At 68.0% G+C, this 15,165-nt stretch carries 12 protein-coding genes; 7 read left to right on the top strand and 5 right to left on the bottom strand.

All coding sequences use genetic code 11. The features are described from left to right. Positions 1–172: 172 nt before the first annotated feature. From SSKA14_RS17660 to rlmJ, 4 genes are all read right to left on the bottom strand, one after another. Positions 173–790, bottom strand: coding sequence for an HD domain-containing phosphohydrolase (locus tag SSKA14_RS17660; protein WP_040008323.1), 618 nt, complete (start codon positions 788–790; stop codon positions 173–175). Between the two features lie 44 nt (positions 791–834). Beyond that, complete coding sequence (mfd, locus tag SSKA14_RS17655) at positions 835–4,299, bottom strand: transcription-repair coupling factor (protein WP_008265899.1); 3,465 nt, start codon at positions 4,297–4,299, stop codon at positions 835–837. 210 nt (positions 4,300–4,509) lie between these two features. Then, on the bottom strand, positions 4,510–5,055 hold the full coding sequence (locus SSKA14_RS17650) for a GNAT family N-acetyltransferase (RefSeq protein WP_004150340.1): 546 nt from the start codon (positions 5,053–5,055) through the stop codon (positions 4,510–4,512). 95 nt (positions 5,056–5,150) lie between these two features. After that, a complete protein-coding gene (gene rlmJ, locus SSKA14_RS17645) occupies positions 5,151–6,008 on the bottom strand; it encodes a 23S rRNA (adenine(2030)-N(6))-methyltransferase RlmJ (protein ID WP_006425982.1) in 858 nt (285 codons plus the stop codon). A 35-nt stretch (positions 6,009–6,043) separates the two neighbouring features. Between rlmJ and creB the strand changes: the two genes are divergently transcribed. From creB to SSKA14_RS17610, 7 genes are all read left to right on the top strand, one after another. After that, positions 6,044–6,769 (top strand): two-component system response regulator CreB, encoded by a 726-nt coding sequence (creB, locus tag SSKA14_RS17640; RefSeq protein ID WP_008267456.1) that lies wholly within the window; start codon positions 6,044–6,046, stop codon positions 6,767–6,769. 3 nt (positions 6,770–6,772) lie between these two features. Further along, positions 6,773–8,233: a two-component system sensor histidine kinase CreC gene (gene creC, locus SSKA14_RS17635; protein ID WP_008267367.1), complete on the top strand. Its 1,461-nt coding sequence runs from the start codon at positions 6,773–6,775 to the stop codon at positions 8,231–8,233. Between the two features lie 81 nt (positions 8,234–8,314). Continuing rightward, complete coding sequence (gene creD, locus SSKA14_RS17630) at positions 8,315–9,634, top strand: cell envelope integrity protein CreD (RefSeq protein ID WP_008266314.1); 1,320 nt, start codon at positions 8,315–8,317, stop codon at positions 9,632–9,634. Positions 9,635–9,644: 10 nt separating this feature from the next. Continuing rightward, positions 9,645–10,055, top strand: a complete 411-nt coding sequence (locus SSKA14_RS17625; protein WP_008265505.1) for a hypothetical protein — start codon at positions 9,645–9,647, stop codon at positions 10,053–10,055. Positions 10,056–10,302: 247 nt separating this feature from the next. Continuing rightward, complete coding sequence (locus SSKA14_RS17620; protein WP_050413423.1) at positions 10,303–11,865, top strand: M20/M25/M40 family metallo-hydrolase; 1,563 nt, start codon at positions 10,303–10,305, stop codon at positions 11,863–11,865. A gap of 93 nt (positions 11,866–11,958) precedes the next feature. After that, positions 11,959–13,362: a glutamate--tRNA ligase gene (gene gltX / locus SSKA14_RS17615; protein WP_008264554.1), complete on the top strand. Its 1,404-nt coding sequence runs from the start codon at positions 11,959–11,961 to the stop codon at positions 13,360–13,362. A gap of 34 nt (positions 13,363–13,396) precedes the next feature. Next, a complete protein-coding gene (locus SSKA14_RS17610) occupies positions 13,397–13,888 on the top strand; it encodes a Fur family transcriptional regulator (RefSeq protein ID WP_004150412.1) in 492 nt (163 codons plus the stop codon). 108 nt (positions 13,889–13,996) lie between these two features. On the opposite strand, the gene SSKA14_RS17605 is transcribed toward SSKA14_RS17610, so the two are convergent. Continuing rightward, positions 13,997–15,157 carry an HlyD family secretion protein gene (locus SSKA14_RS17605; RefSeq protein ID WP_008265955.1) on the bottom strand — a complete coding sequence of 387 codons (1,161 nt, stop codon included), beginning with the start codon at positions 15,155–15,157 and terminating at the stop codon, positions 13,997–13,999. Positions 15,158–15,165: the final 8 nt, after the last annotated feature.

The raw sequence follows: 15,165 nt of genomic DNA, 5'->3' as shown, positions 1-15,165 counted from the left end.
TGTGATGCAGAAGGCCCGGCGAACGCCGGGCCTTTTGTTTGTCGGCCCGGTGGCGAGGGGCGGACTGGTAGAGTCGACCGCAGGTCGACTATCGCGCGTAGCGCGGGATTTTTGCGATCTGGAGAAAGAGCAGTCGACCAGCGGTCGACTCTACAGGTGCGGCGCCCGCCGATCAGGCCAGCGCGGGTTCCTGCGCCAGCAGGCGATGGAAGCGCTGCAACACGTAAGGATCGACCAGTCCACCAGACTGGTTCTCGATGATGCCGAGCGCAGCCTCGCGCGCCATCGCGGCACGATAGGGACGCACGCTGGTCATCGCATCGTAGGCATCAGCAACGGTGACGATGCGTGAGCCCAGCGGAATGCTCTCGCCACGCAGGCCGTCGGGATAACCGCTGCCATCGAACGCTTCATGGTGGGCGCGGATAAGGCGTGCGACCGCTGCCGCGTCGCTACGGCCGGTGGCGAGGAAGATGTGTTCGCCCCGCACCGGGTGCTCACGCATGATCGCGCGCTCTTCGTCGGTGTGCCGGCGCGGGGCCAGCAGCACGTCGTCGGGAATGCCGATCTTGCCGATGTCGTGGAAGCGGGCGGCCAGGCCGATCTGTTCACACGCCTCGGCGTCGAGGTCGCAGTGCGCGGCCAGGCGCTGCGCGAGCACGCCGACACGGTCGCAGTGGTGGCGGGTGTAGGCGTCGCGCATCTGCAGCGACATCGAGAGGGCATCAATCAGGCAGGCCTGCGCGTGCAGCAGGTCGGGGGCGGGTACGGCGTCAGGAAACATGGGCATCCACCCGCACCGGGTGGGGACCGGTGCGGGGTATTCGGGGGCGATCAACCCGGGGCGAGGGTGGTCAGAAGGGCGCGGGCCGCGTTGAAGCGGTCTTCCGGCAACGGCAGCGGGTGCTTGATGCGCAGCTTGTCGGGCCCTTCCATGGCGTAGAGGTTCGGTTGCTTCTGGATCAGCTGGATCACCGCCATCGGGTCGATGTTCGGCTTGGACTCGAACACGATGCGGCCACCGTTCTCGCCGAGGTCCAGCTTGCGGATGCCGAGCGTGTTGGCCTTCAGCTTCAGCTCGGCGATGGCGAACAGGTGCTTGGCGGCATCCGGCAGCAGCCCGAAGCGGTCGATCATCTCCACCTGCAGCTCGCGCAGTGCATCGCTGTCGCGTGCGCTGGAGATGCGCTTGTACAGGGTCAGGCGGGTGTGCACGTCCGGCAGGTAGTCTTCCGGAATCAGCGCCGGCACATGCAGCTCGACTTCGGCGCCGCGCACTTCCTCGCCGGCATCCAGGTCGGGCAGCTTGCCCTGCTTGATGCTGCGCACCGCGCGTTCCAGCAGTTCGGTGTACAGGCTGAAGCCGACCTCGGCCATCTGTCCACTCTGGTCCTCGCCCAGCAGTTCGCCGGCGCCGCGGATTTCCAGATCGTGCGTGGCCAGGGTGAAGCCGGCGCCGAGTTCATCCATCGAGGCGATCGCTTCCAGGCGCTTTTCCGCATCCGGGGTGATCGAACGACGGTCGGGCGCCACCAGATAGGCGTAGGCGCGATGGTGCGAACGACCAACACGGCCGCGCAGCTGATGCAGCTGGGCCAGGCCGAAGCGGTCGGCGCGGTTGATGATGATGGTGTTGGCGTTGGGGATGTCGATGCCCGATTCGATGATCGTGGTCGACAGCAGCACGTTGAAGCGCTGCTTCTGGAAATCCAGCATCACCTTTTCCAGCTCACGCTCGGGCATCTGGCCGTGGGCGATGCCGATGCGCGCCTCGGGCACCAGCTCGGACAGCTCACGCTGCATGCGGCCGATGCTCTCCACGTCGTTGTGCAGGAAGTACAGCTGGCCGCCGCGCGCCAGCTCGCGCTGGAAGGCTTCGCGCAGCAGGGCATTGTCCCACTGCGTGATGAAGGTCTGCACCGCCAGCCGGTTCGGCGGCGGCGTGGCGATGATCGACAGGTCGCGCAGCCCGGCCATGGCCATGTTCAAGGTGCGCGGGATCGGCGTGGCGGTCAGGGTCAGCAGGTGCACGTTGGCGCGCAGCGCCTTCAATGCTTCCTTCTGGCGCACGCCGAAACGCTGTTCCTCGTCGACGATGACCATGCCCAGGTCCTTGAACTTCACGTCCGGCTGCAGCAGGCGGTGGGTGCCGACGATGACGTCGATGGTGCCGGCGGCGACCTTCTCCAGTTCGGCCTTGATTTCCTTGCTGGTCTTGAAGCGCGACAGCACTTCGACCTTCATCGGGTAGTCGGCGAAGCGGTCGCGGAAGTTGCGGAAATGCTGTTCGGCCAGCAGCGTGGTCGGCACCAGCACGGCCACCTGCTTGCCAGCGCTGGCGGCGGCGAAGGCGGCGCGTACGGCCACCTCGGTCTTGCCGAAGCCGACGTCACCACACACCACGCGGTCCATCGGCTGGCTGCTGGCCAGGTCGCGCAGGGTGGCGTCGATCGCGGCCAGCTGGTCCGGGGTTTCCTCGAACGGGAAACCTGCGGCGAACGGCTCGTACATCGCGCGGTCCACCTGCAGCGCCAGGCCGGCACGCGCCTGGCGGCGGGCCTGGATCTCCAGCAGTTCGGCCGCCACGTCGCGCACCTTTTCGGCGGCCTTGCGCTTGGCCTTGCTCCACTGCTCGCCACCAAGCGAGTGCAGCGGCGCGGTTTCCGCCGATGCACCGGAATAACGACTGATCAGGTGCAGCTGGGCGACCGGCACATACAGGCGGTCGCCCTTGGCATATTCGATTTCGAGGAACTCGCCGGGCATGCCGCCGACGTCCATTGCGATCAGGCCACGGTAGCGGCCAACGCCATGGTCTTCGTGCACGATCGGCGCGCCTTCGGTCAGTTCGCCGAGGTCGCGGATGATGGCTTCCGGCTCGCGCCCGGCACGGCGCGTGCGGCGGGTGCTGCCAGCGCGCTCCGGGAACAGCTGGCGCTCGGTCAGCACCGCGATGCGCGGATCGTCCAGCGCGAAGCCGTCTTCCAGCGGCGCCACCGCGATCGCGAAGCGCGCATCGTCGGCGAGGAAGCTTGGCAGGTCAGCCACCACCGGTGGCTTCAGCTCGGCGGCCTGCAGCACTTCCAGCAGGGCTTCACGGCGGCCCGGCGAGTCGGCGGCGATCAGCACCCGGCCCGGGTAGTGGCCAAGGAAGGACTTCAGCGCATCACCGGCCGGTGCCTCGCGTGCAGCCACCGGCAGTGGCGGCAACGGCTGGTCGCCCAGCGCGTGCGCATCGGCGATGCGCGCGTGGTCGGCCGACCACACCTCGATGCGCGGTGCATCGTTCAGGCGCTCGCGCAGCAGCTCCGGCGACAGGTACAGCGCCGACGGTGGCAGCAGCGGGCGCTCCACATCGTGGCGGCGCTGTTCGTAGCGCTCGCCGGTCTGCGCCCAGAACGTCTCGGCGGCTTCGCCGGCACCGGCACAGACCACCGGCAGGCTGCCGCTGGGCAGGTAATCGAACAGGGTCGCGGTGCGCTCGAAGAACAATGGCAGGTAGTACTCGACGCCGGCCGGAGCCAGCCCGGACTTCAGGTCCTGGTACAGCGCGCTGCGCCGGGTATCGACATCGAAGCGTTCGCGCAGCGTGGCCAGCACGCGGGCGATGCTGGCCTCGTCCATCGGCACTTCGCGGCCGGGCAGCATGTGCACGGCCTCGACCTTGTCCAGCGAGCGCTGGCTTTCCGGGTCGAAGGCGCGGATCGAGTCGATGTCCTCGTCCAGCAGCTCTACCCGCAGCGGCTCGTCGGCACCCATCGGGAACACGTCGAGCAGGCCACCGCGCACGGCGAAGTCACCCGGGTCCATCACCTGCGGCACGTTGCGGTAGCCGGCGCTCTCCAGGCGGCGCTTCTCGGCCTCCAGGTCCAGGCGCTGGCCGACCTTCAGGTCGAAGCTTCCGCCGATCACATAGCTGCGTGGCGCCAGCTGCTGCAGCAGGGTCTGCACCGGCACGATCACCAGGCCGCGCTTCAGCGCAGGCAGGCGGTGCAGGGCGGCCAGGCGCTGCGAGATGATGTCCGGATGCGGACTGAAGCGGTCGTAGGGCAGGGTTTCCCAGTCCGGGAAAGCGACCACCGGCAAGGCCGGGTCGCCGCCGAGCAGGGTGTGCAGGTCGGCTTCGAGCTGGTTGGCACCGTGGTTGTCACGTGCGATCACCAGCAGCGGGGCGTCGTGCGCACGCGCGGCCTGGGCCAGGTACCAGGCCAGGGCGGTCGGCGATGCAGGGGCGCGCCACCAGGCGCGGAGCTGGCCGGCGCGCGGCAGCGGCGGGGCGGGGTATGAGGTACGCGACATGGACCCCGGATTTTAGCAGAAGCCCGATCAAACCCCGTCGGGTAGTGCCGGCCGCTGGCCCGCATTCCGATACCCCAACGGTGCATGAGGCTGCCGGCCAGCGGCCGGCACTACCGGAATGCGGTGCCAGGGCATCTCCCGGTGCATCCGTAGAGTCGAGCTTGCTCGACTATCGAAACATGCGGTGCCGGGCAGTGCCCGGCGCATCCTTCAGTTGTCCAGCTCCAGCACCATCCGCACCAGGCCTTCGGCGCCGGTGGGGTGCGGCACCGGCTTGAAGCCCAGCGAGGCGGCCAGCTGCTTCATCGGCTCGTTCTCGGCGGCCACGTCGCCGTACAGGCGGTCCAGGTACTTGCCGCGGCCCCACTTCACCAGCTTGCGCATCAGCTGCCGGCCCAGGCCCTGGCCGATCAGGAAGCGGCTGATCAGGATCGCGTACTCGGCTTCACGGGTACCGGGGATGATCGAGGCCCGGGCGACCGCGCCGACCACCGCTTCGCCAGCGGGCAGGGACTCGGCTGCGACCAGGGTGATCTCGGTCTTCGGATTGGGGTGGGTCAGGCGCTGGGTGGTTTCCGGCGACAGCTCGGTCACCGCCTGCAGGAAACGATCACGGATTTCTTCCGGCCCGAACAGGCTGAACGCTGCTTGCAGCGGCGCGCCATCTTCCGGGCGGATGGGGCGGATCAGCAGCTCGTGGCCGCTGGGAGCCTTGAAGATCTCATGCCAGGGCGGCATGCGGTTGCGAGTGGCCATACCGGGTGATTCCTTGGTGGTCCATCGATTGTGGCATCACCGGGGCTGCATTCCGTGAACGAAAGGCTCACGGCGGTACAGCCTCGTGAAGGCCGTTATTCGGGGGCTTTGAGCCAATCCAGGCGGGTGCTGGCACCGGGTTCGCCCAGGTGCTGGCGCAGCGCCGGCAGGGCCGGGCCGACCACCCGATCGAACTGCCAGGGCGGGTTGAGCAGCAGCATGCCACTGCCGTTGAGGCGCAGCGGCGAGTCGTCCGGGCGCACCAGGAACTCGATCGTCATCGCCGACTTCACCGGCAGCGCACTGGCCTTGCGCAGGAAGTGCAGGATGGTGCGGCGCTGCTTGATCGGGAACCAGACCGCGCAGGTGGCCTGCGGCCAGCGTGCCAGGGTCTCGGCCAGGGCGGCCAGGATGTTCTGGTACTCGGCGTCCTGGGCCTCGTAGGGCGGGTCGATCAGCACCAGGCCGCGGCCGATCTTGCTGCCGTTGAACTTCGGCGGCAGCAGCGAGCGCAGCAGCGCGTAGCCATCGCCCGGACGCACGTCGACGCGGCTGTCGTGGGCGAACAGGGCCTTCAGCGTGGCGGTTTCGGGTTCCTGCAGCTCGCACACCGCCATGCGGTCCTGCGCGCGCATCGCCTGTGCGCTCAGCAGCGGCGAGCCCGGGTAATTGGTCAACGCGCCCACCGGGTTGTCGGCCTGCACGGCCTTCAGGTAGCGCTCGACCACCTCCGGCAGCTTGGGCTGGGCCATCAGCCGCATGATTCCGGACTCGGCCTCCAGGGTCTTGCGGCTCTCTTCACTGGCCAGCAGGTAGCGGCCGGCACCGCCGTGGGTGTCGAGCACGAAGAACGGGCTGTCCTTGCGCTTGAAGCTGTCGATCAGGGCCAGCTGCACGATGTGCTTGAGCACATCGGCATGGTTGCCGGCATGGAAGGCGTGGCGATAGTTCATGGGCGGCAGTGTACGGGGCGGCGGCCGCAGCGGCTATGCTGCGCGCCATGACAGCCCCTGTTGCCCATGTTCTGGTGGTCGAGGACGAAGCCGCCATCGCCGAAACCGTGCTCTATGCGCTGCGCAGCGAAGGCTATGCCGCCAGCCACTGCCTGCTCGGCGGCGAGGCCCTGCAGCGGCTGCAGGCCGGCGGCATCGATCTGCTGGTGCTGGACGTGGGCCTGCCGGATCTTGGGGGCTTCGAGGTGTGCCGGCGGCTGCGCGCGCAGTCCGGGCCGGCGGCACAGCTGCCAGTGATCTTCCTCACCGCTCGCAATGACGAAGTGGACCGCGTGCTCGGCCTGGAACTGGGGGCCGACGACTACATGACCAAGCCGTTCTCGCCGCGCGAGCTTGTGGCGCGGGTGCGTGCGCGCCTGCGTCGTGCCGCACCGTTGGCGACAGCGGGCAGCGCCGACGCGGGCTGGCAGCAGCACGGCGCCTTCGCCATCGACCGCGACGGCCGCCGCATCCGCTTCCGGAGCCAGGCGCTGGACCTGACCCGTTACGAATACGCGCTGCTGGAGGCGTTGCTGCAACGCCCGGGTGCCATCCTCAGCCGTGCGCAGCTGATGGATCGCGGCTGGGACAGCAGCGCCGACAGCGCCGACCGTACCGTGGACACGCATGTAAAGACGTTGCGCGCCAAGCTGCGTGCGGCCGGTGCCAGCGAGGACCCGATCCGCACCCACCGTGGCCTCGGCTACGCGCTGGAGGTCTAGCCGATGCGCCTGGTGCTGAAGCTGTTCCTGGGCTTCTTCCTGATTACCGGTATTGCCGCATTCTTCGTGATGCGCGTGTTCGTCAACGAGGTGAAGCCGGGTGTGCGCCAGGCGATGGAGTCGACCCTGGTCGATGCGGCCAACGTACTGGCCGAGATGGCCGCCGCCGACGTCAAGGACGGCACCATCCGCAGCGGCGGCTTCACCCGCAACCTGGCCAAGGCGCGGCAGCGCGACCTGAAGGCGATGGTCTGGCGTTTTCCCAAGCGCTCGCTGGATTACCGGGTGACCATCACCGACGCGCGGGGCATCGTCATCTACGACTCGCTGGGCCGCGACCTGGGGCGTGACAACTCGCGCTGGAACGATGTCTACCGCACCCTGCGCGGCGAGTACGGCGCCCGTTCCAGCCCGGAAGTACCGGGCGAGGACGGCGATACGGTGATGCACGTGGCGGCGCCGGTATATGACCCGGCCGACGGACGCACCCTGATCGGCGTGCTCAGCCTGGCCCAGCCCAACCGCAGCATCGATCCGTTCATCGCGGCCAGCCAGCGCGCCATCATCGAGCGCGGGGCCTGGCTGATCGGGCTGTCGGCGCTGGTCGGCGTACTGGTGACGATGTGGCTGACCACCGGCCTGGGCCAGCTCAGCCGCTATGCACGCGCGGTCACCGCCGGCGAACCGGTGCCGCCGCCGCGGCGTCGCCGCGACGAGATCGGCGATCTCGGCCAGGCGCTGGAAACCATGCGCCGCAAGCTGGAGGGCAAGGCCTACGTCGAGCAGTACGTGCAGTCGCTGACGCACGAGATGAAGAGCCCGCTGGCGGCAATCCGCGGTGCCGCTGAGCTGCTGCAGGAGCCATTGCCCGAGGCCGACCGCGTGCATTTCGCCCGCAGCATCGTCGACCAGCAGGAACGGCTGACCGAGACCATCGACAAGCTGCTGGCGCTGGCCGAAGTGGAGCAGCATGGCTGGCTGCAGACCCGCGACCCGATCGCGTTGCCGGTGCTGCTGGCCGAGGCGGCGGCTGCGGCGCAGGTGCGCGCGCAGGCGGCGGGCGTACAGGTGCGCATCGGCAGCGCGCCCGACCTGTCCGTGCAGGGCGATGCCTATCTGCTGCGGCAGGCGCTGCACAACCTGATCGACAATGCCATCGCGTTTTCGCCGTCCGGCGCGAAGATCGCGCTGCAGGCCGAGGTGGACGGGCAGGGCGTGCGCCTGCAGGTGGCCGACCGCGGTGCGGGCATTCCGGACTATGCGCGCGATCGGGTGTTCGAGCGCTTCTATTCGCTGGCGCGCCCGGCCAGTGGACGGCGCAGCTCGGGCCTGGGCCTGCCGTTCGTGCAGGAGGTCGCGCGCCTGCATGACGGCCGTGCCAGCGTCGAGGTCCGCGATGGCGGCGGCACCGTGGCCAGCCTGTGGTTGCCGTTGAGCGTGCCGGGCCAGCGTCCGCGCCGCTGACTTCACACCCGCTTCAAATTCGCCACAAACCCTGCTCACCGCAGCGGTCCATCCTGCAGCCCTCTCCAACGAGGATGGACCATGAAATCCCTGAAGATGCTGCTGCGGTTCGCCATTGTCGGCGGGCTGATCCTGCTGCTGCTGGTTCCACTGACGATGATCCGAGGGGTCATCACCGAGCGCAGCGCATACCGCGACGAGGCGTTCTCGCGCGTGGCCGACAGCCGCGCCGGTGCGCAGCGCCTGGTCGGGCCGGTGCGGGTGGTGCCGTGGGTCGAGCGCCAGCAGGTCGAAGTCGTCGACGCCAAGGGCAACAAGAAGACCGAGGTGCAGGTCAGCGAAGGCCACTGGCTGCAGATGCCGGCCACGCTGGAAGTGGGCGGTGAGATGCTGCCGAGCCAGCGCGAAGTCGGTCTGTTCAAGGTGCCGGTGTACAGCTGGAACGGCCAGCTGAAGGCGACCTTCGCTGTCGACGACTACCCGGTGAAGGCCGGCCGCAGCTACGGACAGCCGTATGTGGCGCTGGGCGTTTCCGATGTGCGCGGGCTGGTCGGTACGCCCAACCTGCGCGTGGACGGAAAGCAGCTGCGGCTGCTGCCGGGCGTCGAAGCGGCCAGCGAAGTCGGTCGCGGCCTGCATGCTCCCGTGGCCGGGTTCGCCAACGACCAGGGCGGCAGCCTGGCCGCCAGTACCGTCGAACTGGAACTTCGCCTGGACGGCAGCCGCATGCTGTCGGTGGTGCCGGTGGGCGATGACACCCGCATCGCCCTGCGTTCGACCTGGCCGCATCCGTCGTTCAGTGGTGCATTCCTTCCCAACGAGCGGCGCGTCAATGCACAGGGCTTCGATGCACGCTGGGCGGTGTCCTCGCTGGCGTCCGACGCGCAGCGCCAGCTGCGCAGCGACGGTGCGATCGATTCGCAGGCGGTGACCGTGTCGCTGGTCGATCCGGTGGATACCTATACCCAGGCCGATCGTGCTTCGAAGTACGGGGTGCTGTTCGTGCTGCTTACCTTCGTCGGCTTCATCCTGTTCGAACTGATCAAGTCGCTGCGCATCCATCCGCTGCAGTACCTGATGGTGGGCCTGGCGCTTGCGATCTTCTTCCTGCTGCTGATCAGCCTGTCCGAGCACATCGCGTTCTGGAAGGCCTACCTGGTCTCGGCCGTGGCCTGCATCGGGCTGCAGGCGGTGTACCTGGCCAACGTGTTGGGCCACTGGAAGCGTGGCCTCGGCTTTGCCGCGCTGCTGACCGTGTTGTACGGCGCGCTGTATGGGCTGCTGGTGTCGGAGAACAACGCGCTGCTGATGGGCTCGCTGCTGCTGTTCGTGATCCTGGCGCTGGCGATGTGGGTGACCCGCCGGGTCGACTGGTACGCGCTTGGCGCGGAACTGAAGTAAGGAGGACGCCATGGGCTGGCGCCACGGATTGCGGCAACGGGCACGGCAGGGCATTCCGGCCCTGCTGGAAGTGGATGCACTGCTGCAGGCACATGGCGTGCTGGCGGCCCTGCCGGGGGCACGGATCGCCCCCGGCCTGGTCCGCTTCCAGCTGGCTGCGGTCACCTGCGAGGGATTGCAGGATAAGGGGCTGGGGTGGCTGCAGGGCGCGCGGCAGGGACGCGGCGCGCTGGCAGGCAGGGTGCCACGCTACCGGCCATGGAAAGCCGGAGCGGAGGCGCTGGCCGAGATCGGCATCGGCGGCCTGCCGGAGGACTGGCCGGCACATGCGGCGGTATACGGCTGCAGCAGCATCGACCAGCGGCACTGGTTGCTGCTGCTGCCGGCGCGGGCGCAGCTGTGGCTGGGCTGGAGTGGGTGATCGGGCTGTTCATCCACGCATGGCGTGGATCTACGGGCGGGAACCCAGCCCTTTGGTGGGTGCGAACCAACCACTCTCCTGTGGGTGCGAACCTTGGTTCGCACGCTCCTGCCCATGACCGATGGGACGGTATCACCGCGCCCCTGCTGGCTAGACTCGACCGGTTGATGATCGAGCCGAAGGGCAGGGGTGCGGCGTGTTGAAGTGGAGCGGGCTGAAGTGGGGCGTGCTGGCGGTAGCGCTGGCGATGGGTGGCAATGCAGGGGCGCAGCAGCGCGAGACGGTGGACCTGGACATGGTCAGCCGCATCCGCCAGGAGGCCTTCCACCGTTCGCAGGTGATGGACACCTTCAGCTACCTCACCGAGCGCATCGGGCCGCGCCTGACCAACTCGCCGGCGATGGGCCGCGCCAACGCCTGGACCCGCGGCAAGTTCAACGAATGGAAGCTGGACAACGTCCACGACGAAGCCTTCGATGATTTCGGCCGGGGCTGGGAGTTCACCGCGGCCAGCGTGGAAATGCTGGGTGACCGCGTGCAGCCGCTGCATGCGCTGCCCAAGGCCTGGACCCCGGGTACCAAGGGCCCGGTCGAAGGTGAGCTGGTGCAGGTCGAGATCAAGAAGCCGGAAGACATCGAGAAGTATCGCGGCAAGCTGCGCGGCAAGATCCTGCTGCTGGGCGAGGCGCGCGAGTACAAGCGCGGTACCGAGGCTGATTCGCATCGGCACGACGCCACCTCGCTGGAAGGCCTGCAGGAATTCACCCTGCCCAAGGACAAGGACGCCACCGCCGAGCGCGCCAAGCGGGTCAAGGAGTACCAGGAGCGGCAGGCGCTGGTGGCCAAGGTCAACGCGTTCTTCGTCGAAGAGGGCGCGCTGGCCGCGATCAGCATCAGCGGCTGGGACAACGGCATCATCCGTGTTGCCGGTGGTGGTTCGCGCAAGGCCGGTGAATCGGTGGGCATCCCGGAACTGGCGATGATCAGCGAGCACTTCAATCCGCTGGCGCGCGCGCTGGAGGCCAAGCAGACCGTGCGCCTGCGCGTGGACGTGGCCGCACGCTTCACCGATGAGGCCGACCAGCCGGGCTACAACACGCTGGCCGAGATCCGCGGCAGCAGCAAGCCCGATGAAGTGGTGATGATCGGCGCGCACATGGATTCATGGCACAGCGGCACCGGCGCGGCCGACAATGCTGCTGGCGTGGCGGTGATGATGGAGGCGATGCGCATCCTCAAGGCCACCGGCGCCAAGCCCAAGCGCACCATCCGGGTAGCGTTGTGGAGTGGCGAGGAGCAGGGCCTGATCGGCTCGCAGGCCTATGTGGCCAAGCACTTCGGCCAGTTCCCGGAACCCACTGACCCGGCGCAGAGAGCGCTGCCGGCCTCGCTGCGCGAGCCGACCGGTGCGCTGCGCAAGACGCGCGACTACAGCAAGTTCCAGGTCTACTTCAACATGGACAACGGCTCGGGCCGCTTCCGTGGCATCTATGCACAGGAGAACCTGGCGGCGATGCCGATCTTCGAAGCGTGGCTGGCACCGTTCCATGACGTGGGCGCCACCACCGTGGCCACCCGCAACACCGGCAGCACCGACCACATCAGCTTCGACCGCATCGGCCTGCCGGGCTTCCAGTTCATCCAGGACCGTCTGGACTACTTCAGCAATGTCCACCACAGCCACCTGGACACCTGGGACCACGCCGAACCGGAAGACCTGAAGCAGGCCGCGGCCATCGTCGCCTCGTTCGCCTACAACGCCGCCATGCGCGAGCAGCCGTTCCCGCGCAAGGCTGAACCGCAGCCCTGAAAACCCGGGCGGGAGGGGCTGGACGCGTCCGCCTCTCCTTGCCTATCCGGGGCTGGTGGTAAAATCGGGGGATTCCCGTTCCCCGAGCGCCTCATGATCTGCCGCACCCGCTTCGCCCCCAGCCCCACCGGTTACCTGCACATCGGCGGTGCCCGCACTGCGTTGTACTGCTGGCTGGAGGCCCGCCACCGTGGCGGCGAGTTCGTGCTGCGCATCGAGGACACCGACCGTGAACGCAGCACCCAGGGCGCGATCGACGCCATCCTGGAGGCGATGGAGTGGCTGGGCCTGGATTACGACGAGGGCCCGATCTACCAGACCGACCGCGTCGCCCGTTACCAGGAAGTGGCCGAGCAGCTGATCGCCAACGGCAAGGCGTACTACGCCTACGAAACCCGTGAAGAGCTGGACGCGATGCGCGAAGCCGCCATGGCCCGGCAGGAAAAGCCGCGCTACAACGGCGCCGCGCGCGAGCTGGGCCTGCCGTACAAGGACGACCCGAACCGCGTCATCCGCTTCAAGAACCCGCTGGAAGGCACGGTGGTGTTCGACGACCTGATCAAGGGCCGCATCGAGATCGCCAACAGCGAGCTGGATGACATGGTCATCTTCCGCCCGGACGGCTACCCCACCTACAACTTCGCGGTGGTGGTGGACGACTGGGACATGGGCATCACCGAGGTCATCCGCGGCGACGACCACATCAACAACACCCCGCGCCAGATCAACCTGTACGAAGGCATCGGCGCGCCGGTGCCGAAGTTCGGCCATATGCCGATGATCCTGGATGAGCAGGGCGCCAAGCTGTCCAAGCGCACCGGCGCGGCCGACGTGATGCAGTACAAGGACGCCGGCTACCTGCCCGACGCGCTGCTGAGCTACCTGGCCCGCCTGGGCTGGTCGCACGGTGACCAGGAACTGTTCAGCCGCCAGGAGCTGATCGACCTGTTCGACGTGAAGGACTGCAATTCCAAGGCCTCGCGCCTGGACATGGCCAAGCTGGGTTGGGTCAACCAGCACTTCCTGAAGACCGAGGATGTGGCTGCCATCGTGCCGCACCTGGTCTACCAGCTGCAGAAGCTGGGCCTGGACGTGGCCGCCGGCCCTGCCCCGGAGGACGTGGTGATCGCGCTGCGTGAACGCGTGCAGACCCTGAAGGAAATGGCCGAGAAGGCCGTGGTCTGGTACCAGCCGCTGACCGAGTACGACGAAGCGGCGGTGGCCAAGCACTTCAAGGCCGGTGCCGAGGTGGCACTGGGCAAGGCCCGCGAGCTGCTGGCGGCGCTGCCGGCATGGACCGCCGAAGCGGTCGGCGTGGCCCTGCACGACACCGCCGCCGCGCTGGAAATCGGCATGGGCAAGGTCGCCCAGCCGCTGCGCGTGGCGATCACCGGCACCCAGGTCAGTCCTGACATTTCCCATACCGTGTACCTGGCCGGCCGCGAACAGGCCTTGAAACGCATTGATGTGGCCATCACCAAGGTAGCAACGGCCTGAGGCATCCTTGCCAGGCCCGAACCGGAGAACACGCATGCCCGCCAAGACCGCCACTGCCTGTACCGCCCCGCACCACCACGTCCACGACGCATCGGATTTCGTGGCGGTGGTCGAGCGTGTCTCGCGCGAACGCGGGCTGCGCCTGACCCCGATCCGCGCCAACGTACTGAAGCTGATCGCCGAGGCCGGCAAGCCGGTCAAGGCCTATGAGCTGCTGGAATGGGTGCGCAACGGCAAGGGCGTGGGCGCCGATGCCCCGCCCACCGTGTACCGCGCGCTGGACTTCCTGATGGCCAACGGCTTCGTGCACAAGCTGGAATCGGTGAATGCCTTCGTGGCCTGCCATCACCCCAGCAGCGCGGCGCACTCGGTGCCGTTCCTGATCTGCAACAGCTGCCACAGCGCGGTGGAGCTGGAAGACCGCGAGATCGTCACCCAGCTGGAAAAGCGTGCCAAGGAACTGGGCTTCCAGCCGCAGGCGCAGACGCTTGAAGTGCACGGGCTGTGCGCCCGCTGCGCGGGATAACGCAAGGGTAGTGCCGGCCGCTGGCCGGCATAGGAGCGGGGTCAGATCCCTTTGCCATTGGCAAACGGATCTGACCCCGTTTCATATCGGCGCAACCCGGCCTGCACCCTAGTCCATCGGCTTGGAGCGGGTATCCACCCGCACGATCACCGACATGCCTGGCCGCAGCTGTGCTGCCAGCTTCTGCTCCCCGTCGATCCTGATGCGCACCGGCAGCCGCTGCACCACTTTGGTGAAGTTGCCGCTGGCATTGTCCGGGCGCAGCACGCTGAACTCCGATCCCGTGGCAGGTGCGATTTCCTGCACGCGGCCGCGCAACACCTGGCCGTGGAACGCGTCCACCGAGAACGTGGCCGGCTGGCCGACGGCCATCCCCCAAGTCTGGCCTTCCTTGTAGTTGGCCACCACCCACAGCGTGTCAGGCACCAGGAAAAGCAGCTGCGAGCCGGCGGCCACGTACTGGCCCACGCGCACGCTGGCCTCGCTGATCTGGCCGTCGCGCGGTGCGTGGATCACCGTATTGGCCAGGTCGATGCGGGCCAGTTCCAGCTGTGCCTGCGCACTCTCCACCTGCGCTTCCAGGCTCTTGCGTGCCACCTGGGTCGATACCAGCGTTTCCTCGGCAATGCGGATCTGTGCCTGCGCCTGCTGCACGCTGGCCTGCGCCGAGGCCTGGCTGGTGCGGAACTTGTCGCGGTCGTTGACCGACACCAGCTGCTGTGCGGCCAGTTCCTCGTAGCGCCGGGCTTCGTTGCGCGAGCGCTGCAGTTCGGCCTGGCCAGCCGACAGCGTGGCGTGTGCAGAGGCGATCTGCGCACGGTTCTGCGCCTGCGACTGGTCCGAATTGGCCAGTGCCGCGCGTGCGCTGTCCAGCGTCGCCTGTGCCTGGGCGACACGTTGCGCATAGATGCGGTCATCGATGCGCAACAGCGGTTCGCCCTTCTTCACATGCTGGAAGTCCTTCACCAGCACCTCGGTCACGTAGCCGTTCACCTGCGGTGCCATCACCGTGATCTGCCCGCGCACATAGGCGTTGTCGGTCACCATCACGCTGCTGGTGAAGGGCCACAGGTGCCAGGCGCGCAGGATCAGTGCGATCCCCAGCAACGCCACCACCACCATCACCACCACGCTGCGCGCGCTGGGCTTGAGGTATTTCGGCGCAGCCGCCGGCGCCGCGGGTGTGGGCGCAGGCGCCGCATCGGTGGGGGGCGGCGGGGTGACATTGTCGGCGTCGATGTCGTCGGGGCGGGGCGGGACGGGGGGCATGGCGATCA

The organism is Stenotrophomonas sp. SKA14 (assembly GCF_000158575.1).
GTDB lineage: Bacteria > Pseudomonadota > Gammaproteobacteria > Xanthomonadales > Xanthomonadaceae > Stenotrophomonas > Stenotrophomonas forensis.
The sequence above is the reverse complement of the archived record's forward strand: the minus strand, read 5'-3'. Positions and strand labels throughout refer to the sequence as shown.

Excerpts from the sequence above, each read along its gene's own strand:
- SSKA14_RS17660 (WP_040008323.1), bottom strand. The coding sequence starts at position 790 with ATGCCCATGTTTCCTGACGCCGTACCCGCCCCCGACCTGCTGCACGCG.
- mfd (WP_008265899.1), bottom strand. The coding sequence starts at position 4,299 with ATGTCGCGTACCTCATACCCCGCCCCGCCGCTGCCGCGCGCCGGCCAG.
- SSKA14_RS17650 (WP_004150340.1), bottom strand. The coding sequence starts at position 5,055 with ATGGCCACTCGCAACCGCATGCCGCCCTGGCATGAGATCTTCAAGGCT.
- rlmJ (WP_006425982.1), bottom strand. The coding sequence starts at position 6,008 with ATGAACTATCGCCACGCCTTCCATGCCGGCAACCATGCCGATGTGCTC.
- creB (WP_008267456.1), top strand. The coding sequence starts at position 6,044 with ATGCTGCGCGCCATGACAGCCCCTGTTGCCCATGTTCTGGTGGTCGAG.
- creC (WP_008267367.1), top strand. The coding sequence starts at position 6,773 with ATGCGCCTGGTGCTGAAGCTGTTCCTGGGCTTCTTCCTGATTACCGGT.
- creD (WP_008266314.1), top strand. The coding sequence starts at position 8,315 with ATGAAATCCCTGAAGATGCTGCTGCGGTTCGCCATTGTCGGCGGGCTG.
- SSKA14_RS17625 (WP_008265505.1), top strand. The coding sequence starts at position 9,645 with ATGGGCTGGCGCCACGGATTGCGGCAACGGGCACGGCAGGGCATTCCG.
- SSKA14_RS17620 (WP_050413423.1), top strand. The coding sequence starts at position 10,303 with ATGGGTGGCAATGCAGGGGCGCAGCAGCGCGAGACGGTGGACCTGGAC.
- gltX (WP_008264554.1), top strand. The coding sequence starts at position 11,959 with ATGATCTGCCGCACCCGCTTCGCCCCCAGCCCCACCGGTTACCTGCAC.
- SSKA14_RS17610 (WP_004150412.1), top strand. The coding sequence starts at position 13,397 with ATGCCCGCCAAGACCGCCACTGCCTGTACCGCCCCGCACCACCACGTC.
- SSKA14_RS17605 (WP_008265955.1), bottom strand. The coding sequence starts at position 15,157 with ATGCCCCCCGTCCCGCCCCGCCCCGACGACATCGACGCCGACAATGTC.